This is a genomic window from Aeromonas sp. FDAARGOS 1407 (genome assembly GCF_019048725.1).
Taxonomy (GTDB): domain Bacteria; phylum Pseudomonadota; class Gammaproteobacteria; order Enterobacterales; family Aeromonadaceae; genus Aeromonas; species Aeromonas enteropelogenes.
In genome coordinates this window covers 3589465-3615251 of sequence record NZ_CP077399.1, presented here as the reverse complement: position 1 = coordinate 3615251, position 25787 = coordinate 3589465, and the positions used below count along the sequence as shown (strand labels likewise).

Annotated in this window: 19 protein-coding genes; 9 read left to right on the top strand and 10 right to left on the bottom strand. The window is 59.7% G+C overall.

Annotated elements, in window-relative coordinates; translation table 11 throughout:
• The first annotated feature begins 8 nt into the window (after positions 1 to 8).
• From I6L37_RS16990 to I6L37_RS16965, 6 genes are all read left to right on the top strand, one after another.
• Complete coding sequence (locus I6L37_RS16990; RefSeq protein WP_026456531.1) at positions 9 to 725, top strand: succinate dehydrogenase iron-sulfur subunit; 717 nt, start codon at positions 9 to 11, stop codon at positions 723 to 725.
• Between the two features lie 116 nt (positions 726 to 841).
• The gene (gene sucA, locus I6L37_RS16985; protein WP_042028891.1) at positions 842 to 3649 is read left to right on the top strand and encodes a 2-oxoglutarate dehydrogenase E1 component; all 2808 of its coding nucleotides are present in this window, start codon (positions 842 to 844) and stop codon (positions 3647 to 3649) included.
• Positions 3650 to 3686: 37 nt separating this feature from the next.
• The gene (odhB, locus tag I6L37_RS16980; RefSeq protein ID WP_216992465.1) at positions 3687 to 4877 is read left to right on the top strand and encodes a 2-oxoglutarate dehydrogenase complex dihydrolipoyllysine-residue succinyltransferase; all 1191 of its coding nucleotides are present in this window, start codon (positions 3687 to 3689) and stop codon (positions 4875 to 4877) included.
• Positions 4878 to 4985: 108 nt separating this feature from the next.
• Positions 4986 to 6152, top strand: coding sequence for an ADP-forming succinate--CoA ligase subunit beta (gene sucC / locus I6L37_RS16975; RefSeq protein ID WP_042071523.1), 1167 nt, complete (start codon positions 4986 to 4988; stop codon positions 6150 to 6152).
• Positions 6152 to 7024, top strand: coding sequence for a succinate--CoA ligase subunit alpha (sucD, locus tag I6L37_RS16970; protein WP_042028888.1), 873 nt, complete (start codon positions 6152 to 6154; stop codon positions 7022 to 7024). The genes sucC and sucD overlap by 1 nt, the downstream gene beginning before the upstream one ends.
• A gap of 150 nt (positions 7025 to 7174) precedes the next feature.
• Positions 7175 to 8050: a hypothetical protein gene (locus tag I6L37_RS16965; protein ID WP_216992464.1), complete on the top strand. Its 876-nt coding sequence runs from the start codon at positions 7175 to 7177 to the stop codon at positions 8048 to 8050.
• Positions 8051 to 8347: 297 nt separating this feature from the next.
• On the opposite strand, the gene I6L37_RS16960 is transcribed toward I6L37_RS16965, so the two are convergent.
• The 10 genes from I6L37_RS16960 to phnR all read right to left on the bottom strand — a co-directional run bounded on the left by I6L37_RS16960 (position 8348) and on the right by phnR (position 22092).
• Positions 8348 to 9247, bottom strand: a complete 900-nt coding sequence (locus tag I6L37_RS16960; protein ID WP_216992463.1) for a DMT family transporter — start codon at positions 9245 to 9247, stop codon at positions 8348 to 8350.
• A gap of 454 nt (positions 9248 to 9701) precedes the next feature.
• Positions 9702 to 10727: an isoaspartyl peptidase/L-asparaginase family protein gene (locus I6L37_RS16955; protein ID WP_216992462.1), complete on the bottom strand. Its 1026-nt coding sequence runs from the start codon at positions 10725 to 10727 to the stop codon at positions 9702 to 9704.
• An 802-nt stretch (positions 10728 to 11529) separates the two neighbouring features.
• Positions 11530 to 12054, bottom strand: coding sequence for a class I SAM-dependent methyltransferase (locus I6L37_RS16950; RefSeq protein WP_216992461.1), 525 nt, complete (start codon positions 12052 to 12054; stop codon positions 11530 to 11532).
• Positions 12055 to 12781: 727 nt separating this feature from the next.
• Entirely contained in the window at positions 12782 to 14203 is a 1422-nt protein-coding gene (locus I6L37_RS16945) for an IS66-like element ISKpn15 family transposase (RefSeq protein ID WP_032495448.1), read from the bottom strand.
• A 271-nt stretch (positions 14204 to 14474) separates the two neighbouring features.
• Entirely contained in the window at positions 14475 to 14999 is a 525-nt protein-coding gene (locus tag I6L37_RS16940; RefSeq protein ID WP_216992461.1) for a class I SAM-dependent methyltransferase, read from the bottom strand.
• A gap of 721 nt (positions 15000 to 15720) precedes the next feature.
• Positions 15721 to 17127 (bottom strand): FAD-dependent oxidoreductase, encoded by a 1407-nt coding sequence (locus I6L37_RS16935; RefSeq protein ID WP_216994192.1) that lies wholly within the window; start codon positions 17125 to 17127, stop codon positions 15721 to 15723.
• 18 nt (positions 17128 to 17145) lie between these two features.
• Positions 17146 to 18882 (bottom strand): putative 2-aminoethylphosphonate ABC transporter permease subunit, encoded by a 1737-nt coding sequence (locus tag I6L37_RS16930; RefSeq protein ID WP_216992460.1) that lies wholly within the window; start codon positions 18880 to 18882, stop codon positions 17146 to 17148.
• Positions 18879 to 19973 (bottom strand): putative 2-aminoethylphosphonate ABC transporter ATP-binding protein, encoded by a 1095-nt coding sequence (locus tag I6L37_RS16925; RefSeq protein WP_216992459.1) that lies wholly within the window; start codon positions 19971 to 19973, stop codon positions 18879 to 18881. The genes I6L37_RS16930 and I6L37_RS16925 overlap by 4 nt, the downstream gene beginning before the upstream one ends.
• A 272-nt stretch (positions 19974 to 20245) precedes the next feature.
• Positions 20246 to 21265, bottom strand: a complete 1020-nt coding sequence (locus I6L37_RS16920; RefSeq protein ID WP_216992458.1) for a putative 2-aminoethylphosphonate ABC transporter substrate-binding protein — start codon at positions 21263 to 21265, stop codon at positions 20246 to 20248.
• 119 nt (positions 21266 to 21384) lie between these two features.
• Positions 21385 to 22092 carry a phosphonate utilization transcriptional regulator PhnR gene (gene phnR, locus I6L37_RS16915; protein ID WP_216992457.1) on the bottom strand — a complete coding sequence of 236 codons (708 nt, stop codon included), beginning with the start codon at positions 22090 to 22092 and terminating at the stop codon, positions 21385 to 21387.
• A 253-nt stretch (positions 22093 to 22345) separates the two neighbouring features.
• Here phnR and phnW point away from each other — a divergent pair, with 253 nt between their 5' ends.
• The 3 genes from phnW to phnX are packed head-to-tail and all read left to right on the top strand — an operon-like array spanning position 22346 to position 25726.
• The gene (gene phnW / locus I6L37_RS16910; protein ID WP_216992456.1) at positions 22346 to 23488 is read left to right on the top strand and encodes a 2-aminoethylphosphonate--pyruvate transaminase; all 1143 of its coding nucleotides are present in this window, start codon (positions 22346 to 22348) and stop codon (positions 23486 to 23488) included.
• On the top strand, positions 23485 to 24894 hold the full coding sequence (locus I6L37_RS16905; RefSeq protein WP_216992455.1) for an aspartate aminotransferase family protein: 1410 nt from the start codon (positions 23485 to 23487) through the stop codon (positions 24892 to 24894). Before phnW ends, I6L37_RS16905 begins: the two co-directional genes overlap by 4 nt.
• Entirely contained in the window at positions 24887 to 25726 is an 840-nt protein-coding gene (gene phnX, locus I6L37_RS16900) for a phosphonoacetaldehyde hydrolase (protein WP_216992454.1), read from the top strand. The genes I6L37_RS16905 and phnX overlap by 8 nt, the downstream gene beginning before the upstream one ends.
• Positions 25727 to 25787 lie beyond the last annotated feature (61 nt).

Genomic DNA, 25787 nt, shown 5'->3' with positions numbered 1-25787 from the left:
CAAACAAGATGAACGTCACTTTCTCTGTCTACAGATACAATCCGGATGTTGATAACGTCCCCCATATGAAGGAATATCGTCTTGATATTCCTGAAGGTTCCGACATGATGGTGCTCGATGCACTGATCCAGCTCAAGGAGCTGGATCCCACGCTCGCCTTCCGCCGCTCCTGCCGCGAAGGGGTCTGTGGATCTGATGGCATCAACATGAATGGCAAGAACGGTCTTGCCTGCATCACCCCGCTCTCCGATCTGCTGAAGAAGGGCAATACGGTGGTCATCCGCCCCTTGCCCGGCCTGCCGGTGATCCGTGATCTGGTGATCGACATGACCCAGTTCTACACCCAGTGGGAGAAGGTCAAACCCTTCCTCATCAACGATGACAAGTTGCCGCCCGTGCGTGAGCACCTGCAATCCCCCGAAGAGCGCGCCAAGCTGGACGGCCTGTACGAGTGCATTCTCTGTGCCTGCTGCTCCACCTCTTGCCCCTCCTTCTGGTGGAACCCCGACAAGTTCATCGGTCCGGCCGGGTTGCTTGCAGCCTACCGCTGGCTGGCAGACAGCCGCGACACCGCGACCACCGAGCGACTGGGTAATCTGGACGACGCCTTCAGCGTGTTCCGCTGCCACGGCATCATGAACTGCGTGAACGTCTGTCCCAAAGGCTTGAATCCGACCAAGGCCATCGGTCAGATCAAGTCGATGTTGCTCAATCGGGCTGTTTAGTATCCGGGCCAGCCAAGCACTGGCCCGACTTCTGGATAGCCATCCTGACCGTGTAAGGGATGGCTATTTAAACCCTACAAGCTGCTGCGCAGTAACAAGAAGTACAAGGGATAGAAATGCATAACGGCGTGATGAAGGCCTGGTTGGAGTCATCTCACCTGGCTGGTGCGAATGCAAGCTATATTGAGGATTTGTACGAATCCTTCCTGGAAAACCCCGAATCCGTATCCGATGAGTGGCGCAGCCTGTTCCAGGACCTGCCGCAAGTCAATGGCCATGCGGTTGAACAACCCCACTCCCAGGTCCGCGATTATTTCCGTCGTCTGGCCAAGGACGCTTCCCGTTTCAGTGCCCCCGTCTCCGATCCCCAGGTGGATGCGAAGCAGGTGCGGGTGCTGCAACTGATCAACGCCTTCCGTTTCCGCGGCCACCAGAACGCCAACCTCGACCCCCTGGGTCTGTGGCAGCGCGAGCCCGTTGCCGAACTGGATCCGGCTTTCCACAACCTGCAGGGCGCAGACATGGAGGCCACTTTCAACGTGGGCTCCTACGCCATCGGTCCCGAGACCATGGTGCTCTCCGATCTCTACGCCTCGCTGAAGAAGACTTACTGCGGTTCCATCGGTGCCGACTACATGCACCTCACCTCGACCGAAGAGAAGCGCTGGCTGCAACAGCGTCTCGAATCCATCGAAGGGACGGGGAGCTATACCCTCGAAGAGAAGACCCGCTTCCTCGAGAGTCTGACCGCCGCCGAAGGGCTGGAAAAATACCTGGGGGCCAAGTTCCCCGGTGCCAAGCGTTTCTCCCTGGAAGGGGGCGATGCCATGGTGCCCATGCTCAAAGAATTGATCCGCCGCGCCGGTGAGCAGGGCTGCAAAGAGGCCGTCATCGGCATGGCCCACCGTGGTCGCCTGAACGTACTCATCAACGTGCTGGGCAAACGCGCCCAGGAGCTGTTCGACGAGTTTGCCGGCAAGCACGGTGAATCCTGGGGTACCGGGGACGTGAAGTACCACATGGGCTTCTCGTCCGACTTCGCGACCCCGGGCGGCAACGTCCACCTGGCGCTCGCCTTCAACCCGTCTCACCTCGAGATCGTCAACCCCGTGGTCATCGGCTCCGTGCGTGCTCGTATGGATCGCCGTGGTGACAAGGATGGCTCGACCGTGCTGCCCATCACCATTCACGGTGACTCCGCCATGGCCGGTCAGGGCGTGGTGGCCGAGACCTTCAACATGTCCCAGACCCGAGCCTATGGCGTGGGCGGGACAGTGCGCATTGTCATCAACAACCAGGTAGGTTTCACCACCTCCTATCACCGCGACCTGCGCTCCACCGAATATTGCACCGACATCGCCAAGGCCGTTCAGGCCCCCGTACTGCACGTCAACGGGGACGATCCGGAGGCCGTGGTGCTGGTGACCCAGATTGCCCTGGATTATCGCAACACCTTCAAGCGCGACGTGGTGATCGAGCTGGTCTGCTACCGTCGTCACGGCCACAACGAGGCCGACGAGCCGAGCGCGACCCAGCCCTTGATGTACCAGAAGATCAAGCAGCACCCGACCCCGCGCAAGATCTACGCCGATCAGCTGGTGGCGGAAGGGAGCATCACCCAGGAGCTAGCCACTACCTTGGTCAACGACTATCGCGACACCCTGGATCGGGGCGAGCGGGTGAGCAAGGAGTGGCGCCCGATGGAGCTGCACTCTGTCGACTGGACGCCCTACCTCGGTCACGACTGGAATATGCCTTATGACAGCACAGTGCCGATGGATCACTTGAAGGCCCTCGGCGAGCGGGTGAGCCAGTATCCGGCGACCCATGTGCTGCAACGCCAGGTCGAGAAGATTTACGAAGACCGTCGCCTGATGGCCGCCGGCGAGAAGCTGCTGGACTGGGGCTTTGCCGAGACCCTGGCCTACGCCACCCTGGTGGACAAGGGCTCTCGCATCCGCTTCACCGGTGAAGACTCCGGCCGTGGCACCTTCTTCCACCGCCACGCCGTGCTGCACAACCAGACCGATGCCAGCACCTATACCCCGCTGTGCAATCTGCACGACGAGCAGGGGCCGTTCGAGATTTACGACTCCGTACTGACCGAAAACGCGGTACTGGCGTTTGAATATGGCTACGCCAGCGCCGAGCCGGCCGGTCTCACCATCTGGGAAGCCCAGTTTGGCGACTTCGCCAACTGCGCCCAGGTCGTGGTCGACCAGTTCCTCTCCTCCGGTGAGCAGAAGTGGGGCCGGATGTGCGGTCTGACCATGCTGCTGCCCCACGGTTACGAGGGCCAGGGCCCGGAGCACTCCTCCGCCCGTCTCGAGCGCTATCTGCAGATGTGTGCCCAGCACAATATGCAGGTGTGCGTGCCGTCTACCCCGGCGCAGGTGTTCCATATGCTGCGCCGTCAGGTGGTGCGCCCGATGCGCCGTCCGCTCATCGTGATGACGCCCAAATCCCTGCTGCGCCACCCGCTGGCGGTGAGCAAGCTCGAAGAGCTGGCCGAAGGCACCTTCCAGAACGCCATTGGCGAGATCGATGCGCTGGATCCGAAAGGGGTCAAGCGCGTGGTGTTCTGCTCCGGCAAGGTTTACTACGACCTGCTTGATGCCCGTCGCAAGGCGGAGCAGCAGGACGTGGCCCTGGTGCGCATTGAGCAGCTCTACCCCTTCCCGGAAGAGGAAGTGCGGGCCATCCTGGCCGACTACAGCCATGTCACCGATTTTGTCTGGTGTCAGGAAGAGCCGCAGAACCAGGGCGCCTGGTACTGCACCCGTCATCACTACGACAGCGTGCTGCCAAGCCATGCCCGTCTGCGTTATGCCGGTCGTCCGGCCTCGGCCTCACCCGCCGTCGGTTACATGTCCGTCCACGCCAAGCAGCAGAAAGCCTTGGTGGAAGATGCCCTTACCCTGTAATAAGCCTCTGGCATAGAAGTAAAAAGGAACTGATTAGATGACTATCGAGATCAAGGTACCGGACCTGCCGGAATCAGTGGCAGATGCCACCATCGCCACCTGGCACAAGAAGCCCGGTGATCTGGTTGCCCGTGATGAAGTGCTGGTTGACATCGAAACCGACAAGGTGGTGCTGGAAGTGCCGGCACCGCAAGCCGGTGTGCTGGGGGATATTCTGGAAGCGGAAGGGGCGACCGTACTCTCCCGCCAGCTGATCGCCATGCTCAAGCCGGCTCCCGTGGCCGGTGAAGAGACTGCCGAGAAGCCGGTGGAAGTAGTGGCCGATGACGCCGTAGAGGGCTTGAGCCCCTCCGTGCGCCGCCTGATCGGCGAGCACGACATCGATGTCGCCAAGCTGTCCGGCACCGGCAAGGGTGGTCGCATCACCAAGGAAGACGTGGAAGCCTACATCAAGGGGCTGAGCAAGGCGGCTGCCGCTGCCCCGGTCGCCGCTGCAGTGCCGGCTGCACCTGTGGCGACCCTGGCCGGTCGCAGCGAGAAGCGCGTGCCCATGACCCGTCTGCGCAAGCGCATCGCCGAGCGTCTGCTGGAGGCCAAGAACACCACCGCCATGCTGACTACCTTCAACGAGATCAACATGGCGCCCATCATGAAGCTGCGCAAGCAGTACGGCGAGATCTTCGAGAAGAAGCACGGCATCAAGCTCGGCTTCATGTCCTTCTACGTCAAGGCGGTCGTGGAGTCCCTCAAGCGTTATCCGGAAGTGAACGCCGGGCTGGATGGTGACGACATCGTCTACCACAACTATTTCGATGTAAGCATCGCCGTCTCCACCCCCCGTGGTCTGGTGACCCCGGTGCTGCGCGACTGCGACAGCATGAGCCTGGCGGACATCGAGAAGGCCATCAAGGATCTGGCCGGCAAGGGCCGCGACGGCAAGCTGACCGTGGATGAGCTGACTGGCGGCAACTTCACCATCACCAACGGTGGTGTGTTTGGCTCCCTGATGTCCACCCCGATCATCAACCCGCCCCAAAGCGCCATTCTGGGCATGCACAAGATCCAGGACCGCCCCATGGCCGTCGACGGCAAGGTCGAGATCCTGCCGATGATGTACCTGGCGCTCTCCTACGATCACCGTCTCATCGACGGCCGCGAGTCAGTGGGCTTCCTGGTCTCCGTCAAGGAGCTGCTGGAAGACCCGACCCGTCTGCTGCTGGACGTCTGAGTCAACCCGAGCGTAAGAAAGATAACAAGGGGCCCTTGAGGCCCCCATACAGGGGATTGAGAAACCTCTGCCCCGGACGGAAATACCTACAACACGGATAGAGCATCTATGAATCTGCATGAATATCAGGCAAAACAGCTGTTTGCCGAGTATGGCCTGCCGGTCTCCGAAGGTTATGCCTGTGCTACCCCGCAGGAAGCGGCCGAAGCGGCCGACAAGATTGGCGGCAACACCTGGGTCGTCAAGTGCCAGGTCCACGCCGGTGGTCGCGGCAAAGCGGGCGGCGTCAAGCTCGCCAAGAGCAAGGACGAGATCCGTGCCTTCGCCCAGCAGTGGCTTGGCAAGAACCTGGTGACCTACCAGACCGATGCCAACGGCCAGCCGGTCACCAAGATCCTGGTGGAGTCCTGCACCGACATCGCCAAGGAGCTGTATCTCGGCGCCGTGGTCGATCGTGGCAGCCGCCGCGTGGTCTTCATGGCCTCTACCGAAGGTGGCGTGGAGATTGAAAAAGTCGCCCACGAAACCCCGGAACTCATTCACAAGGCCACCCTGGATCCGCTGGTGGGCCCGCAGCCTTATCAAGCCCGCGAGCTGGCCTTCAAACTGGGTCTGGTCGGCGATCAGATTAAGCAGTTCACCAAGATCTTCATGGGCCTGGGCCAGATGTTCCTGGATTGCGACTTCGCATTGCTGGAAATCAACCCCCTGGTCATCACCGACAAGGGCAACCTGCATTGCCTGGACGGCAAGATCAACATCGACGCCAACGCCCTCTATCGCCAGCCCAAGCTGCGCGAGATGCACGATCCGTCTCAGGATGACCCCCGCGAAGCGCACGCCGCCCAGTGGGAGCTGAACTATGTGGCCCTCGATGGCAACATCGGCTGCATGGTTAACGGCGCGGGTCTGGCCATGGGTACCATGGACATCGTCAACCTGCACGGTGGCTCTCCCGCCAACTTCCTGGACGTGGGCGGTGGCGCCACCAAGGAGCGCGTGACCGAAGCGTTCAAGATCATCCTCTCCGACAGCAACGTCAAAGCCGTACTGGTCAACATCTTCGGTGGCATCGTGCGCTGTGACATGATCGCCGAAGGCATCATCGGCGCCGTGAAGGAAGTGGGAGTCAAGGTTCCCGTGGTAGTGCGCCTGGAGGGTAACAACGCCGAGCTGGGTGGTATCAAGCTGGCCGAGAGCGGCCTCAACATCATTGCGGCCAAGAGTCTGACCGATGCCGCGCAGCAAGTCGTCAAAGCAGCGGAGGCCAACTGATGAGCGTTCTGATCAACAAAGATACCAAGGTGATCTGCCAGGGCTTTACCGGCGGTCAGGGTACCTTCCACTCCGAACAGGCCATCGCTTACGGTACCCAGATGGTTGGCGGCGTCTCCCCGGGCAAGGGTGGCACCACCCACCTGGGCCTGCCGGTGTTCAACACCGTCCGTGACGCCGTGGAAGCCACCGGCGCCACCGCTTCCGTCATCTATGTGCCGGCCCCGTTCTGCAAGGACGCCATCCTGGAAGCCATCGATGCCGGCATCAAGCTGATCGTCACCATCACCGAAGGCATCCCGACCCTGGATATGCTGGACGTGAAAGTGAAGCTGCAGGAAACCGGCGTACGCATGATCGGCCCGAACTGCCCCGGCGTCATCACCCCGGGCGAGTGCAAGATCGGCATCATGCCTGGTCACATCCACAAGCCGGGCAAGGTCGGTATCGTGTCGCGCTCCGGCACCCTGACCTACGAAGCGGTCAAGCAGACCACGGACGAAGGTTTTGGCCAGTCCACCTGCGTCGGTATCGGTGGTGACCCCATCCCTGGCTCCAACTTTATCGACATCCTGGAGATGTTCCAAAACGACCCGCAGACCGAAGCCATCGTGATGATCGGCGAGATCGGCGGTAACGCCGAGGAAGATGCGGCCGCCTATATCAAGGCCCACGTCACCAAGCCGGTGGTCTCTTATATCGCGGGTGTCACCGCGCCTCCCGGCAAGCGCATGGGTCACGCCGGCGCCATCATCTCAGGTGGCAAGGGTACCGCCGCCGAGAAGTTTGCCGCGCTGGAAGATGCCGGTGTCAAAACCGTCCGCTCCCTGGCCGATATCGGCAAGGCACTGCGTGAAGTGACCGGCTGGTAATTGTTCCTAGCCTGTTATATCTAATAAAAAATGCCGCCTTAAGGCGGCATTTTTTATGAGTAAATATTACAGGTGATTTTTTATCAATCGCACAGTTGAATCCACCAATTTTGCCCCCATAACGGTCATAGCAGCCGTGGGGGGGGGATTATGGACCAAAAATTTGATGATGTGATAAAAGGCTTTAGTAATAAACAACAGCGTGTTTACAAAAAAATACAAGGTATTCTTGGCTCTGATGTTGCTGCTGCCTTAGTTAGTATGCAGGGCGTTAGCAACACATCACAGCAAGAGATTGATTTTGTGGCTAATCTAATTTCTTCTTTTGCTCCATATCAAATTGTCTCATACAAAAGAGTGCCAACGTCTCTCGTGCTAGAGGCTGTCGTAAACAGAACGTATAAACTACGTGTTTATCCACAGTATTCGGTTAGGCAGCCTGATACCTGCCGAACTTCACGAAGCAAGAATTGGTTTGTAGACGTGGTGCTTGAACTATTTGCAACCATAAATAATATTGAGCATCAAATAGGTATTGTTGGTTATGAGTATGACGGTCATATAGGCCATTATGTTCAGGATGGCGTTAGAGATGCATACGTCCGTGACGCGGGAATTTTACAAGAAAAAGGCTTTAACCCTGTGAGGGTTTCTCCAGAAGGTTGGAAGGCAAATCCAACCCACTACATAAAGTCTTTAGGAAAATATATACAGCGATCTATTATTCAATTTGAACGAATCCAGTCAAATACAGCTTTTTCATTAAAAAATAAGTTTACAGGGGGTGATGAAATCTATGAGGCGCCTGTTACATGTGCCTTGTGTAATGGGGCTGGAAAGTTTGGTGGAAATGATTGCCCATGCTGCAAAGGAATGGGTTCACTGTCAAGACACCGTAATGAAGCTATAAATTTAGAAAAATATGAGGTAAATGCATGTCCGAAATGTATTGTAGGTTCGACTCGATGTAAGGCCTGTAAAGGCACAGGAAAACTCTCACGTGAAGAAATGTTAGCAATAAATTAGCCAAAATATCTCGTATGTTGGGCTAAAAATGGTGGGTTGGTGCTTCACGAAGTGAAGCCCAACGTTTACCGTGGAATATACCTGTAAATCTGTTTTACGGCTTTGCAACATCTTTGCTTATCCCGCTCTGGTTGGCGCAATAATGCTCGTCTGTTGGGCTTCGCTGCGCTCTGCGCCAACCTACAAGTTACGCTATCGCCCTGAGTGACAACGCGTGGGGTCGAATAGGCGCGTCGGTTCGAATTGCGGAGCGTAATCGGACGTTCGAGGTGAGTAATATCATGCTCCGCCTGATAGTCAGTTTGCTCCTTGCTTTACGCTGATGGTCTTGGGGCTTTCACGGCTGGGTTTGATCAACTGGTAGATGCCGCCAGCCAGCGGCAGGATAAAAAGCAGGGAATAGGGGGAGAGGCTGCGCCCGGTGACCACCGCCTCCAGCGCCACGGCAATTACAGGAAAAATCAGAAAGCAGAGCGAGGCCTTGAACGGGGAGACCAGGGCATTGAGCCTGAAATACGCGACTATCCCCCCGACCCCTGCGATGCTGCCAAGATATAGGACGGCGAGCAGGGAGGAGAGCTGCATATCGGCGAGCACCAAAGGTTCTGTCACCAAACCGGCTATCAGCAACAAGAGGGAGGCAATCCCGCTGGGGATGGTGCTAAAGGTGAGCACATGAATATGGCCAAGTCGGTGTTGCTTCAATATATAGATGATTGCATGCAGCAGCACGGCCCCTGTGAGCAGCACAATGCCAACGAGATAGTTGCTACCCGAGACATCCGACTCTATCGAGATAATACTGGCGAGGCTCAACAAGGTTACCAGCAGGGCCAGGATCTGGCGCAGGCTGAAATGCTGCTTTGTGATGAAATACGAGAGCAGCATGATGGCGATCGGCATATAGCTGAAAATAATGGCAGCAAGACCCGATGAAATATATTTTTCTCCCTCCAGCATAAACCAGAACGGAATGGCAAAATAGAAGAGGGCTACGATCGGCATATAATGCCGTTTCCCCCTTGGAAACAGCAGTGGCACATTATCCTTGCGCGCGATAAGTATCAACAAGGGAGACATCACCATAAAACGTAGTGCGGTAGCCGTTAACGAGGGGATGGATTGTCCCGCAATGGCCATCGCAAGCCAGGTGGTGCCCCAGATCAAACAGACAGAAATAAATAATGTTTTCTTCATATAATGCCTGCCCTCTATATGAATTATTTAAAATGCAGAGAGAAGGCTAAACCTTTGGCTATACTCCAAGGTCAATCTCAATATTGTGACAAGTTGTGATAGTCTGTGGTTAGCTGTGACAATGATCGTAAACCGGAATCGCTATTTTCCGGGCATGAAGAGATGGTAGATAATTAAATAGTCGATGGCGACCAATAGTGACGTGATGCGAAACTAGTTCATTGACGTATTATTATCCCTGATAATGAGACCAGAGCGACAAATGCCGACCATCAGGTCGGCATGCTTTATGGTTGTGATAAACGCCTGTCTATCGGCATTGCGGGGCAGGGGTTCTTGGATCAGCCTGTATCGAAAACCGTGAGGTTCCCACCTTTTGACGGTGAATGACCTGCGGCACCCGGCTTGAGGTAGCACTTTGTCCGCAGGTCACTCTCAAGGTGTGATAACGAAATCACTCCCCAAACAGCGCAATCTCTTTTTTGCCATCGTTGCCAATCGCACCACGATACATGCCGACCGTATTAAAGAGCATGGTGTAGTTGCCTTTGGCATCCAGCACAATGACTCCGCCACTGCCATCAATGGCTTTCACTTCATTGAGCGCATTGGCTGCCGCTGTTGCCAGAGGGGCTTTGTTGTATTTCACCTGTGAGGCGATATTGTACGCCGTTACGGTGCGGATAAACTTCTCGCCACTCCCTGTGGCTGATACGGCCACCGTATTGTTGTCCGCGTAGGTGCCTGCTCCAATCAGCGGAGAATCGCCAACCCGGCCATAACGCTTGTTGGTCATGCCGCCAGTCGATGTACCCGCCGCCAGATTGCCTTCTTTATCCAGGGCGACGGCCCCCACGGTTCCAAATTTGTAGTCATACATCAGCGGATCGTAGGTGTAAGCCGATTTGCCATCGTGATCCAGCACCACCTGCTCTTTTTTAATGGCCTCTTGCAATTGCTGCCAGCGATAGTCAGTGCGGAAATAGGCGGGTTCAACCGTCTCCAACCCTTCTTGCTTCAGGAATACCTCTGCGCCTTTGGACACCATCAACACATGGGGGCTGCGCGTCATGACGGTATAAGCGGCATTGATCGGATTTTTAATGGTGGTCACGCCAGCCACCGCACCTGCCGCCAAGGTTTTACCATCCATGATGGATGCATCCAGCTCGTTGCGACCATCATGGGTAAAGACAGCGCCTTTACCTGCATTAAACAGCGGAGAATCTTCCATCACGTTGATGGCCCGCTGCACCGCCTCCAGACTGGCGCCACCGCTTTCCAGCACTTTGTAACCCGCCTGCAATGCTTCATCCAATTTGGCTTTGTATTCGGCCTCCTGTTGCGGCGTAATGGTCGCTTTGGCAATCGTGCCGGCGCCGCCGTGGATCACCAGGCGAATGGGTGGCTCGGAAGCCAGTGTTGCTGCAGAAAATAAGGAGGTTGCCAGCAAGGCAGACGTGAGTAACGAAAGTTTCATTGCGCATCCTTGTATGTTTTATTGGTTGGAAAGAAAACATGGAATTAAAGCAGCGCACCCAAGATATATGATGTAACTCGTATGCCTTATTTCCTCATAGATGTGGCTCGTATACTTCTATTCACCCATAAAAACTAAAAACGGCCACTCTGGCCAGCCACTATCGATATACAACGACCAAGATAATGATCAGGCGGTCTCATATTTTAAAGGGGCCACACCCCTTATGAACCCATATCCTGATTTAATCAACCATGTCTCCAATCCATCCTGTATCGCACCTTAAGATCGCTAAGGGAAAGAATATGACCCTGTATGGCTGGGAGGCCTAAATAACAGCAAACAGGCGGGCAAAATACGGCACTGAATAAATTGGGCCCGCCCGGAAATTGACGACAGTCATGCAACGCACTGTGCGACAATTTCTGGTGGCATTCATGGTACTTCCGAATTTCACCCACGACTTAACCCATCCAGCCAATATTGAAGCTTCTGACTATAGAGGATGCTGAAAAGCAGTCGGTGATATTTTCGGATACAGAAGTAATGAAATACGGAAAAATTCCACCTTTGGCCTTGGCCACATCGAAGCTGAGATAGTGTCTGACCATCAAGCATCAGTGCGGATATTAGTCAGGCTTGGCCTCTATCGGGAGGGACGTGGCATATTGGCAGCCGCAACCCTTTATGTCGCAGGTTGGACTTGATGCCGGTGTTGCCACGGTCGCCAACTGGCATAAGCAACCTGAGTTGTTCGCAGCGGCAGAGCCGGAATCAAGTCCAAGGTGTGATTGCAAGCCGGCTATTTTCCTTCAAGGGAGCCGAAGCTGCATTGATAGACCCAGGCTGGCGGCATATTGAGCCAGACACGGCGGCGTTGCCAGTCAAAGTGATGGGACAGTTCGCGCTCTATCTGCGAGGTGTACTGGAACTGGATAAAGTACCCCCCAGGATGCAGGGATGCCTTGACCCGGGCCAGCACAGCCTGCCGCTGGGCGGGCGTAAATGCCAGCAGGGGCAAGCCGGAGAAGATCACCTCATAGGATTTGTTCAGCTGTTGGGCGGGTTGCATGCAGACCTCCAGCCTGGGATCCGGGATGGTTTCCAGCACAGAGATAAAGCCTGGGTGGATCTCGTAGGCATCGAGCCTGGCATTGTCAGGCAGCGCCTGTAACAGCGTGCGGGTGAGCACCCCGGTCCCCGCACCCAGCTCCGCCACATACCTGGCCCGCTGCAGATCAATGCCTGCCATCATGCCGTCGCAGAGCCACTGGGAGGATGGCCAGACAGCCCCTACGTCCCGGGGGGAGCGAACGAACTGCTTCATAAAGGACAGCGATGAGCGCGCGTGCCTCACGTATTTCTTCATGGATCTCATGGCCCCTTCCTCCAGGATACGAGGCGTGGCAACACTCCCCACAAGCACAACACGCCTATCCCCCAAACCACCCACAGCAGGGCAGAAGCAAATGGCAGCAGCATCGGGTAAATCTCCATCGCCCAGCTGACCCACTGAGTTGGGATAGGTAACCCTCCCTCGGGCCAAAACGTCGCCGTAGTACTCGCCAGCTCCCCTGACTCGAGACTTGCCACCTTGTCCAGCGCGGCAGACACCCATTGAGGCAGAACTTGTAGTAGCCAGTAAATCCCCCAAATGAGCCCACTCCATAGCGTGACCAGGGTTATTTTCCACACATTCTTCATTGCTCCTCCAGATCTCGAATAGGGTGGGATATGGCCCTGTATGGCTTAGGGCGCGTGAGAGAAGCTAAACGTTGGAGCTATATCCAATGTCAAGGGAGGGTTGTCAGGGGCGAGGAGAGATGGCGGTCATCCAGTGCTGGCTACGACAGTTTCAGGAGGCGTTGGTGGTGGGCTCGCATTGCCAGCCTGTTGGCCTCAACGCAATATGCCGACCCTGGGGCCGGCATGGTGGGGGGTTGACAATTCTTCTAACCGGGGCGCATTCGAACGGGCTTTGCCATTTGCACCTGGGGCCGTATTGGCTGCGTGACCAATGGGCAATGGCGCAATGGAAATGGAGGGGTATCTATTCACCAGGACGGGGTTGACGGCATCAGTTCTGCCGGGATGGGATAATCTGTCTTCTCGATGCACGCCCTGACCACGGCCCTCAACCACTCCTGTGGGCAGCGGCCCAATCGCTTGCCGGTCTCCACCAACGACAGGATGCGCTGGCGAAACAGCTCGCCCCGGTGAGACCACACGCCGTAGCTACCCTTGCGCCAGAGCACATAGCCACGCAGCGCCCGCTCCGCCTCGTTGTTGGTCAGCGCTATTTCGTCGTCAGTCATAAACCGCCACAGCATCTCGTCATCCCGCAGCAGCAACTGGCATCGTCCACGGTAGCGTTTGCTGCACAACAGGGCGCCGCGCTCCAACTGGCTTCGCCAGCTTTGCCGGTAACGCGCGAGCCTGCGCAGGTATTTCTGCTTGCTCAACGCACCGCTTTCCCAACGGTGCCGGGTACGAAACACCGCATCCGCCAGCAAGACCAACCGGGCACCGATGGGCTGGTTGCACTGCTCGCTACTCTCGGCGATGGCCACGAGATTGCGGGCCACGTGGGCCCAGCACAGTTGCCGCTGGTCGGCGTCGATAAACCGGTAGCCGGCGTACTGGTCGGTCACCAGCACCCCGTCAAACTCGGCGCCCAGCAGCCGCTTGGCCGCCTCCTGACCACGGCCATAGGCCGTCATGAAGCAGACGGCTATCTTGCTCAGCGCCAGCCACATCCAGCGGCGCTCTCCACCCCGCTGATGCCGGGTCTCATCGGCATGAACGTGGGTGGCCGTCTGCACCTGCTGCTTGATGGCCTGGTAGGTCGGGGTGAGCATGGCACTCACCCGCCCCTGCGCCTCACTGATGGCGCCCCGGCTAAAACTCAGGCCGAAATGCTGTTTGAGCTGCTGCTGTATCTGGCTGACGCTCTGGTGAAACTGGCCGCTTTGCAGCGCGATGTAGCTGAGCAGATTGGCCCCCATCTGGCTGCTGCTGACGTTGTCTGGCAGTGCGGCCTGGGTCGTGCCGATACACCGTGAGCAGGTCGCACGATACAGTTGGTGTTCGGTGACGAGATAGCTCACCTCGGGCAGCTCGAACACCTGATGAACCTGATAGGGTTTGGCATGGGCCACCATGTCCCCGCCACAGCAAGCGCAATCGGCGGCAGGGTAATGCGGGACCAGGGTCAGGCGGGCATCAAGCGGATGCCGCTCGCGGCGATGTCCCTTGTGACCGGGCTGCGCCCCCCGTTGCTTGCCGGACGCCGGACGCTTGCGGGCCGGCGGCGGTGCACCGGGGCCGTCGCTGGAAGGCGGCTTGGAGGAGTTGCCGCTGTGCTGATTGAGGCGGTCCTCCAGCTCGGCGATGCGGTCGAGGAGCTTATAAATCAGCTCGTTGGCCTGCTCCAGAGTGGTGGGCATTCCCGCGGAATGCATGGTGTTTTTGCTCATGGGGGGAGCGTATCTAAGGAGCAGGATCAAGCAAGCAGGAAAGTGGGATCAAGAGACGATCGTCTCATTTTTCCTGTGTCAATACTGTTCCGGTGAATACTTACAGGCTTGGCCTCTATCGGGAGGGACGTGGCATATTGGCAGCCGCAACCCTTTATGTCGCAGGTTGGACTTGATGCCGGTGTTGCCACGGTCGCCAACTGGCATAAGCAACCTGAGTTGTTCGCAGCGGCAGAGCCGGAATCAAGTCCAAGGTGTGATTGCAAGCCGGCTATTTTCCTTCAAGGGAGCCGAAGCTGCATTGATAGACCCAGGCTGGCGGCATATTGAGCCAGACACGGCGGCGTTGCCAGTCAAAGTGATGGGACAGTTCGCGCTCTATCTGCGAGGTGTACTGGAACTGGATAAAGTACCCCCCAGGATGCAGGGATGCCTTGACCCGGGCCAGCACAGCCTGCCGCTGGGCGGGCGTAAATGCCAGCAGGGGCAAGCCGGAGAAGATCACCTCATAGGATTTGTTCAGCTGTTGGGCGGGTTGCATGCAGACCTCCAGCCTGGGATCCGGGATGGTTTCCAGCACAGAGATAAAGCCTGGGTGGATCTCGTAGGCATCGAGCCTGGCATTGTCAGGCAGCGCCTGTAACAGCGTGCGGGTGAGCACCCCGGTCCCCGCACCCAGCTCCGCCACATACCTGGCCCGCTGCAGATCAATGCCTGCCATCATGCCGTCGCAGAGCCACTGGGAGGATGGCCAGACAGCCCCTACGTCCCGGGGGGAGCGAACGAACTGCTTCATAAAGGACAGCGATGAGCGCGCGTGCCTCACGTATTTCTTCATGGATCTCATGGCCCCTTCCTCCAGGATACGAGGCGTGGCAACACTCCCCACAAGCACAACACGCCTATCCCCCAAACCACCCACAGCAGGGCAGAAGCAAATGGCAGCAGCATCGGGTAAATCTCCATCGCCCAGCTGACCCACTGAGTTGGGATAGGTAACCCTCCCTCGGGCCAAAACGTCGCCGTAGTACTCGCCAGCTCCCCTGACTCGAGACTTGCCACCTTGTCCAGCGCGGCAGACACCCATTGAGGCAGAACTTGTAGTAGCCAGTAAATCCCCCAAATGAGCCCACTCCATAGCGTGACCAGGGTTATTTTCCACACATTCTTCATTGCTCCTCCAGATCTCGAATAGGGTGGGATATGGCCCTGTATGGCTTAGGGCGCGTGAGAGAAGCTAAACGTTGGAGCTATATCCAATGTCAAGGGAGGGTTGTCAGGGGCGAGGAGAGATGGCGGTCATCCAGTGCTGGCTACGACAGTTTCAGGAGGCGTTGGTGGTGGGCTCGCATTGCCAGCCTGTTGGCCTCAACGCAATATGCCGACCCTGGGGCCGGCATGGTGGGGGGTTGACAATTCTTCTAACCGGGGCGCATTCGAACGGGCTTTGCCATTTGCACCTGGGGCCGTATTGGCTGCGTGACCAATGGGCAATGGCGCAATGGAAATGGAGGGGCCTATTTATCCGCCTTGCCCGCCGCATCGGCGAGTTTGGCCAGTTGTTTGTCATACCAGGCCACCGGGCGGTTTTCATCTTCCGCCCGCTCCTTGCGCCGGATGGCGTTGCGCACCATCATGGCCCCCAGCCAGCGAAACGGCTCGGGCGGAAAATAGCCGCGCGGACCGCTCACCAGGGCGCAGTCGCGCCACGGCTTGTCCTCCTCCCGCACTTCATCGCGCACCAAGGCTGCCAGGATCTGGCCGCCGATCCAGCTCTGCGCCACTCCGTTGCCAGAATAACCGAGGCCATAGACGATATTGGGTTGCCCTCGCCAGTGGCCGAAGAAGGGGAGGCCATCTACCGAGCGGTCGGATGCGCCACACCAGCTGGCGGCGATGGGCACCTCTTTGAGCGCCGGAAAGAAGCGGTGCAGGGTGCGGGTGAGGGGGGCAAGATAACGGCTAGGCGCATCAAACTCGGCCAGATGGCGGTTGGCAAAGGCGAAGGTGTTGCCCCCCTTGCCCAGCATCAGCCGCCCTTGCGGAGTGGAACGGTAATAGTGCACAAAGGTGCGGCCATCCACCACGGTGCGGCCGTGATTGAGCTGCTGGTCGGCCAGGGCATCCGGCGCGGGGTCGGTTATCAGCATATCGGAGGAGACCAGCACTATGCTGCGGCGAAACTCGCGAAAGTACTGCACCATGGCGCTGTTGAGGGCCAGTATTACCTTGCGGGCGTGAACGATGGCCTCTGGCGTCTGTACCCGTGCAGGTTGGCCCCCTTCAAGGCGCTGCATGGGGGAATTTTCATAGACCTCTACCCCCAATTCCCGCGCTACCCGCAGCAGGCCACGTACCAACAGCGCCGGTTGCACCGAACCGGCGTGGGGGCTGTAGAGCCCCTCCAGATGAACGTGGGAGCCGCTTAGCCCCGCCAGTTCACTCTCCTCAATGATCTGCCACTGGTCAAGGCCGGCATGCTTCAGCGCCTGCAATACCGGCTCCATCAGGCCGCGCTGGGCCTCGCTGGTGGCGGTGTAGCAGGTGCCTTCGACCCTCAGTTCCGCGTCTATCTGGCGCGCTTCGCAGAAACGAGCGATCTCGTGCACTGCCTGCTCCGATCTTTGCACCAGCCAGGCGGCCTGCTGTTCGCCAAACAGGCGCTTTAACGTCAAATACTTGGCCGACCAGGTGAGCAGGCAGCCGCCGTTGCGCCCGGAGGCGCCACTGCCGCAGCGATCTTTTTCCAGCACCAGGATGCGTAAGGCAGGCTCGGCCTGTTTAAGGGCGATGGCGCTCCACAGTCCGGTAAAGCCGCCGCCGACGATGCAGACATCGACCTCGTGGCTGCCGCTAAGGGGCGTGGGTGGCGCGGGCTGTTCGACGGCCAGGGCCTCGGCCAGCCAGAAGGGGAGAGTGGACATCATGACTCCTCGACAAGGTTATGGGTGGCGCCAGCGCTGGGTGCGATCCAGCAGGGCGCGGCTCAAAAAGAGCTGGAGCAGCTTGACGGTGGCTGCGGCCAGCAGGATCAGGGTGGCCATGGCGGCGGCCGCGGCGGTATCGCCGGAATCCTCCATATTGAGCACGGCGATGGAGGCGAGCACGCTGTCGCTCGAATAGAGGAAGATCACCGCCGAGGTGGTGGTCATGGCGTTGACGAACAGATAGATGAAGATCTCCAGCAGTGCCGGCAGGGAGGCGGGCAGGGTGACGCGCCAGAACGCCTTCCAGAGCGGGATTCGCAATGAGATGGCCACCAGCTCCAGCTCCTTGGGCAGTTGCTTGAGGCTGGTCAGCGCCGTCATATGACCCACGGTGTAGTAGTGGATGACGCAGGAGAGCACCATCAGCGGCAGAGTGCCATAAAGAGTGCCAAAGAGCGGATTGCCGTTGAAAAAGAAGATGTAACCGAGCCCCAGCACCATGCCGGGCACCGCCAGCGACAGCATGGCCAAGAGGTGCAGCAACTGACGCAGCCATGCAAAGTGGCGTCCCTTCTCCTGCGCCCAGGCCAGCACCATCACCAGCACTGTGCCCACAAGGGCGGTAAAAAGACCCAGCTGCAAGGTATTGGTAAAGGGCTGCCAGCCGTAGACGCTGTTGCTGTCAAAGGCGTAGTGATCCAGCGTCAGCCCGAGGTTGTAGGGCCAGAACTGCACCAGGGAGCCATAAACCGCCATGCCCACCAGCGCCAGAAACAGCAGGGCCCAGAGAGTGCACCAGCCGAGGGCCAGCAGATCCCGCAGCCGATGGGGTTTGGGGCAATAGGGCACTGCCTTGGTACTGCTCTGCTCCTGCATCTTGCTGCGCACCCTGTGCTCCAGGGCAAAGCTCAAGAGTGCCGGCAGCAGCAGGGTGACGCTGGCAACGGCACCGAGGGAGAAGTTCTGCATCCCGATCACCTGCCGGTAGATATCGGTGGCCAGCACGCTGTACTGGCCGCCAATCACCTTGGCCACCCCGAAGTCGCAGATGGTAAGGGTGAAGACGGCGATGGCGGCGCTCAAAAGGCCATAACGGGCGGTGGGCAGGGTGACGGTGACAAAGGTGCGCCAGCCGCTGCTGCCCAGCACCCGAGAGGCTTCATAGAGGCGGGCATCGCTCTGACCGAGCGCCGTGATCAGGATCATCAGGGCGTGGGGGAAGCACCAGAAGCCCAGACCAATGACGATGCCGATAGGACCGTAGATGCTCTCGCCGCCGAGCAGCCCCTTGGCGATCCCCTGATTGCCAAACCAGTAGACCAGACTGATGGCGGGCAACAGGGAGGGCATCAAGAGCGGAATAAGGCCGATGAGGCGAAACAGGGGCTTGCCCGGCATGCAGGTGCGGGTGAGGGCATAGGCGTAGCCAAAGGCGATGGTCACCACCAGCGCGGTGATCAGCACCCCGAGCCAGAGGGTGTTGCCGATGGTGTGCCCCAGATGAGGGGAGTCGAAATAGGCGCTGAAGTTGGCAAGCCCCACCCAGAGGCCGTTCTCATCCTGCAGGCTCTTTTGCAGCATGGTGAGCAGCGGTAGCAGCAGGCCGCCGGTGAGCAGGGCGATGCCGAGCACAAGCAGCAGGAGCTGCAGCAGCTGATCCCGGCTCCAGCCACGACACAGCCGCTGCCAGCGGGAGGTGCGTTGCGCCACGGTTGACGGCGACAAGGGGGAGGTCGCGAAGGGGGCGTTCATGGGCGCTCTCCTTCAAACAGCTGCATGGCCCCGGCGGGCCAGTGCAGCGAGCAGCGCATGCCGCTGCGCCAGCCACTTTGTTCGTGGCGGGGCAGCTCGTGGGTCGGGCGCTCCACCAGAATTTGCTGCGGGCCCAGATAGGTGTCGGCGGTGCAGATAAGGCGCTGGGCGGCGCCGAGAAACTCCACCTGATCGATCTGCGCCTGGATGCCATGTTGACCAAGATACGGCTTGCTCGGTGCACCCAGGGTGATCGCCTCGGGGCGGATCGCCACCTGCAATTTGCTGCCGGCCGCAGCCCGGTTGGCGAGCTGCAGCGGTTGTTCGTTGAGGCGCACCTGGCTGGAACTCAGCACCAGGGTGTCGAGGAAGTTCATGGTGCCGACAAAGCTTGCCACGAAGCGGCTGGCAGGTTGGTGGTAGATCTCCTGCGGGGTGCCCACCTGCACGATGCGGCCGCCCTCCATCACCACGATGCGATCGGCCATGGTGAGTGCCTCTTCCTGGTCGTGGGTCACCATGATGGTGGTGATGCCAAGGCGTTGCTGCAGGGCGCGGATCTCGCTGCGAAGGTGGGTGCGCACCAGCGCATCCAGGGCGCTGAGGGGTTCGTCGAGCAGCAGCAGGCCGGGGGAGAGGGCGAGTGCCCGGGCCAGCGCCACTCGCTGCTGCTGGCCGCCGGAGAGCTGGCTCGGGTATTTGTGGGATTGGGCTGTGAGATCCACCAGTCCCAGCCAGTGATCGACCCGCTCCTTGATGAGATCCCGGGCCAGCCCCTGATTCTCAAGGCCGAAGGCGATGTTATGGGCCACCGTCAGGTTGGGGAAGAGGGCGTAGGACTGAAACACGATGCCAAAATCGCGCTGCTGGGGCGGCAGCTGGGAGATATTGCGTCCCCCTTGCCAGATCTCGCCGCTGTCCGGCAGATCCAGCCCGGCGATGGCTCTGAGCAAGGTGGTTTTGCCGCAGCCGGAGGGGCCGAGAAAGCAGATAAACTCCCCAGGCTCAATGGTCAAAGAGATCCCCTTGAGGGCCTGAAAGGCACCGAACTGTTTGTTGAGGTGTTGGATGTCCAGATAGGGCTGGGTCATGGTGCGACTCGCTACTGATTTGGTATATACCAGTTTGCGGGTGAAATATGACGGTTGGGTGATAGCGGGATGACGGCTTGATGACAGTCAGATGACATCGGGTCGCCAGCGGGTGGCTTGGTTGCGCGCAGATGGGTGGGGGCACACCAATTGAAGGCAACGCAAACACGGGAGGTTGAAACCCAAAAGCGAAGGCCAACCTGGGTTGGCCTTCGACAAGCAGTTTATTGGCAGCAATGTGTCTGGCGTGAACAAACCGCAGCCCTTCACGCTTACTGCTTGGCTTCGGTCTTGCCGTCGAAGCTGGCGCTCCACTGGGCCAGGATGGCATTGCGCTCGCGGGCGGCCCAGCCAAAGTCGTTGTCGATCATCTGACCCTTGATATCCGCCGGATAACCCGCTCTCGGTTGGGCCACATCCGGAATGGCGACCACGGCGAACGACTTGTTGTAGAGGGCGTTGGCCTGCTCGGTGGCGGCAAAGTCGAGCAGCTGTTTGGCTGCATCCAGCTTGGGAGTGCCCTTGATGATGGCGGCCGCCTCCATGTCCCATCCCGAACCTTCGCTCGGGAACACCACCTCGATGGGGGCGCCCTTGGCCTTGAGGCTGGTGGCCGGGAAGTCAAAGGAGATGCCGATCACCGTCTCGCCGCTGGCGGCCAGCTTGCAGGGGGCCGAGCCCGAGTGGGTATAACGGTCGATGTTCTGGTGCAGGCCGTTCATAAATTGCCAGCCCTGCTGCTCCCCCATGGTCTGCAGCCAGCCGGCGACGCTCAGGTAGCCGGTGCCGGAGGAGCTGGGGTTGGGCATGATCACCTTGCCCTTGTAGATGGGCTTGGTGAGATCGGCCCAGCTGGTGGGGGCCGGGATCCCCTGTTTCTTGGCCTCTACCTTGTTGAAGCAGATGGCACTGAAGAAGGCGTCCAGTCCTATCCAGTGCGGCTCGGCCTTGCTGTCGCGAAAGCGACTGTCGAGCTTCTCCAGCCCTTTCGGCGCATAGGCACTCAGCATCTGCTGCTGGTCTAGCTGCATCAGGCTGGTGGCCGCCAGACCCCACACAACGTCTGCCTTGGGTTGGGCTTTTTCCGCCAGCAGGCGGGCGGTAATGACGCCGGTGGAGTCGCGCACCCACTTGATGTTGATGTCCGGGTGCTGGCGCTCGAACGCGGTTTTCAGCTCGCCGAGCTGCTCCGGCTCAAAGGCGGTGTAGACGGTGAGATCGGTCGCAGCCAGTGCCGGGGCGGTCATGGCAGCCAGCACGGCGGCGGCCAGCAAAGGGGTTCCCTGTTTCATCCTCTTCTCCATTTTGGTTGGCTTGGTATAAACCAGATTGGTCGAAAGAGAGGCTAGGGGATCTTTGTGACGTTCAGGTGACGGCCCCGTGACGTTTTGCCGCGCGCAAGTTGCGGCACTCAATCCTGGGTATCCACCTCGATCTCCAGACTGTCGTGGCGCCAGTACTCCAGATCAAAATCGAGCACCCGGCCGTGTTGATCGAAGTTGAGTCGCTCGAGGCGCAGGGCGGGCAGGCCGGCGGTGGCCCCCAGCGCCTTGGCCACCTCATCCGGCAGGGCGGTGGGAAAGAAGCGCACCTGCATGCGGGCGTAGTGAAGATCGTAATGGGCCTGGTAGATCTCGGTCAGACTGCCGTTGAGATCCAGCTCCAGCAGGCCGGGCACCCGCGCTGGCAGGCAGTGGTTCTCGCAGTAGCAGATGGCGCGCCCGTTGGCATAGCGCAGCCGCTTGAGCAGAAACAGGCTGTCGAACGGCTTGAGCTGCAGCCGCGCCATCAGCGCCGGGGGCACCGCCTGGCGGCTTTTTTCCAAGAGCTCGGTGCGCGGTTCGCCCCCTTGCTCCCGCACTATCTGGTGAAAGTTGGAGGTGCGCCTGGGGTTGAGACTGAAACGGGGCGGGGTGACGAACCAGCCCCGGCGATCCTCCCGATAGATAAGACCGCTCGCCTCCAGCTGCACCAGTGCCTCGCGGATGGTCACCCGGGTGGTGGCGTAGAGCTCCCCCAGCAGCCGCTCGGAGGGGAGCTTGTCGTTGGGGGCCAGGCCCCCCGCCAGGATCTGGTTGGCGAGGGCATCCTTGATCTGCAGATATTGCGGTTTGCTCATGAAAATCCCTGGTTGTGCAATGAGTTGGGCAATGGTTTGGGCACGGGTTCAGTCATCTGCCCGGTCGTTAAACTGCGGCGTTCAACTGCATTGGTAGAGACCAGTGTTGCCCCTGTGGTTCAGGCTTCCTAGATTATCGCGATCCCGGCGCTGAAAATGAATTTTTTGTTGCACATGGCGCCACCCCTTTGACCTTGGCGGGGCAGTTACCCACAATGTGCTCATTCTGGTATATACCAAAAGGAGCGAAGTCATGACCCAGATCCCTGCGGCCCCCGCCGCCGTCGATTACCTGCTGCTGACCCCGGGCCCCCTCTCGACCACTGCCACTGTGCGTGCCGCCATGCTGCAAGACAGCTGCACCTGGGATGCGGACTACAACCAGGGCGTGGTGGAGCCCATCCGCCGCGAGCTGGTACGCCTGGCTACCACCCCGGAATATGAAAGCGACTACAGCGCCGTATTGCTGCAGGGGAGTGGCAGCTATGTGGTGGAGAGCGTGCTGGGCTCGGCCATCGGCGCCGACGAGTGTCTGCTGATCATCAACAACGGCGCCTACGGTGCCCGCATGGGGGAGATGGCCCGCTGCCTTGGCCTGCGCCACCACGAGCTCGACTGCGGCGAGACGACCCGCCCCGAGCCTGTGGCTATCGAGGCCATGCTGGCGCGCCACCCCGAGATCACCCATCTGGCCATGGTGCACTGCGAGACCACCACCGGCATGCTCAACCCGCTCGACGAGGTGGCTGCGCTCTGCCAGCGCCGCGGTATTCGCCTCATCGTCGATGCCATGAGCAGCTTTGGCGGCATCCCCATCGACATGGGACGCCTTGGCATCGAGTTTCTCATCAGCTCCGCCAACAAGTGCATCCAGGGGGTGCCGGGCTTTGGTTTCGTTATCGCCCGTCGCGTGGCGCTCACGGCCTGCTCCGGTCGCGCCCGCTCGGTCTCCCTCGACCTGCACGCCCAGTGGCAGACCATGGAGCAGCAGGGGGGCAAGTGGCGCTTTACCTCGCCCACCCATACCGTGCTCGCCTTTGCCCAGGCCCTGCGCGAGCTGGACGAAGAGGGGGGCATCGCCGCCCGCCATCAGCGCTATAGCGAGAACCAGCGCACGCTGGTGGCGGGGATGGTTGCGCTCGGCTTTGCGCCGCTGCTGCCAGAGAAATGGCAATCTCCCATCATCACCGCCTTCTACTCTCCGGCCCACCCTGATTACCGCTTCGCCGACTTCTACCAGCGACTCAAGGCACAGGGCTTTGTCATCTATCCGGGCAAGGTCTCCCAGGCCGACTGTTTCCGTATCGGCAATATCGGTGACGTGACGCCAGAGCGGGTGCGCGATCTGCTCGCCGCCATGGCCAGCGCCTGCTATTGGCAGGAGAACATGCGATGACCAGCATGGCGCCTCACGGTTGCGATCTACATGGCAGTGGCCGGGCCGACAGCGAAGGGGATATCAACCTTGGCGAGGGGCGGGCGCGTTGGTGGGCGGCTCAGAGCGAAGATGTACAGGCCGGATTGGCGGAGGATAGCCGCTACTTTCTCCATCAGGCCCTCTCCACCCCCTGTCTGGATCTGATTGAGGGGGTGCAGGGGAGCTGGCTGACCAGCTTATCTGGCAAACGGTACCTCGATTTTCATGGCAACAGCGTCCATCAGCTGGGTCACGGTCACCCCAGGGTGGTGGCCGCGGTGCAGCAGCAACTCGCCGCTCTGCCCTTTGCGCCCCGCCGCTACACCCATCAGGTCGCCATCGACTGCGCCCGCACCCTGGCCGAGCTGGCCCCCGGCGATCTCAACCGGGTGCTGTTCGCCCCCGGCGGCAGCGAGGTGGTGGGGATTGCCCTGAAGCTTGCCCGCTTTATTACCGGCAACAGCAAGGTGGTGTCCCTCTGGGATGCCTTTCACGGCGCCTCTCTCGATGCTATTTCGGTCGGCGGCGAGGCCTGTTTCCGCGCTGGTATGGGCCCGCTGATGGCCGGAGTGGAGCGCATTCCGCCGCCCACCCGCTATCGCGGTGTCTGGTATCGCGGGGAAGGAGATGACCTGCACTACGCCGATTATCTGGAGTACGTCATCGAGAAGGAGGGAGGAATCGGCGCCTTTATCGCCGAGCCGATCCGCAATACCGATGTACAGGTGCCCTCGAAGGCCTACTGGCAGCGGGTGCGGGAGATCTGCGATCGCCACAAGGTGCTGCTGATCGTCGACGAGATCCCCAATGCCCTGGGGCGCACCGGCCACTGGTTCAGCTTTGAAGAGTTCGGCATCGAGCCCGACATCATCTGTCTGGGCAAGGGGTTGGGGGGCGGGGTGGTACCGTTTGCGGCGCTCATCACCCGCGACCGTTTCAATCTGGCCGCAGCTATTTCGCTCGGTCACTACACCCACGAGAAGAGCCCTATCGGCTGCGCGGCGGCCCTTGCCACCATCAGTACCATCCGTGAAGAGGGGTTGCTTGCAAAAGCGCAGGAGGATGGCCGCTTTATGGCGGCAGAGCTTGCAGCGCTTGCCGAGCGTCACCCGCTGATAGGACAAGTGCGCGGTATCGGTATGCTCTGGGCGCTCGATCTGGTGGTCGATCACCAGAGTCGCACCCGCAATAGCCTGGCCGCCGAGCGGCTGCTCTACCGCTGTCTGGAACTGGGGCTCAGCTTCAAGGTCTCCCAGGGCAATGTCATCCAGCTCTCGCCCCCACTCAACATCGCCCGTGCCGACCTGGTGCGCGTCATCACCATTCTCGATCGCGCCCTTGGCGAGATCACGCTTTCACCGAAACAGGAACACCACCATGACTGACTTGCAGATTGCTGTAGACCCGACCACCGACGTAGAGGCGCTGATCCTCGACTGGGCTGGCACCGTCGTCGATTTCGGCTCCTTCGCCCCCACCTCCATCTTCGTCGAGGCCTTCGCCCGCGCCTATGACTTTCCCGTGACTCTGGATGAGGCGCGCCAGCCCATGGGGCTGGGCAAGTGGGATCATATCGCCGCCCTGGGCCGTCTGCCCTCGGTGGATGCGCGCTGGCAGGCCCGCTTCGGCCACCCCATGAGCCACGCCGAGGTGGACCACCTTTATCACACCTTTATGCCGCTGCAGATTGCCGCCGTGACCCGCTTTGCCGCCCCCATCCCCGGTGTGCTGCTGGTGCTGGATGCTCTGCGGGGGCAGGGGATGAAAATTGGCTCCTGCTCCGGTTATCCCCGTCCGGTGATGGAGGCGCTGGTGCCGGCAGCGGCCGATCACGGCTATCGGCCGGATCACTGGGTCGCCACCGACGATCTCAAAGCCGGTGGTCGCCCCGGCCCCTGGATGGCGCTGGCCAACGTGATTGAGCTGGGCGTGAGCGCGGTGCATCGCTGCATCAAGGTGGATGATGCCGTGCCCGGTATCAGCGAAGGGTTGAACGCGGGCATGTGGACGGTGGGATTGTCGGTTTCCGGCAACGAATTTGGTGCCACCTGGGACGAGTTTGCCGCCATGAGCGAAGCCGAGATCGCCGCCCGGCGCGCACCGGCTGAGGCCAAACTGCGGGCGGCGGGGGCACACTATGTGATTGATACCCTGGCCGACATCGCCCCGGTCATCGCCGATATCAACCGCCGTCTGGCGGCAGGCGAGCGGCCATAAGCTAGCCTTGGCAAGACATCCCCTTGGCATTGAAAAGCAACACGCCCCCGTATGGGGGCGT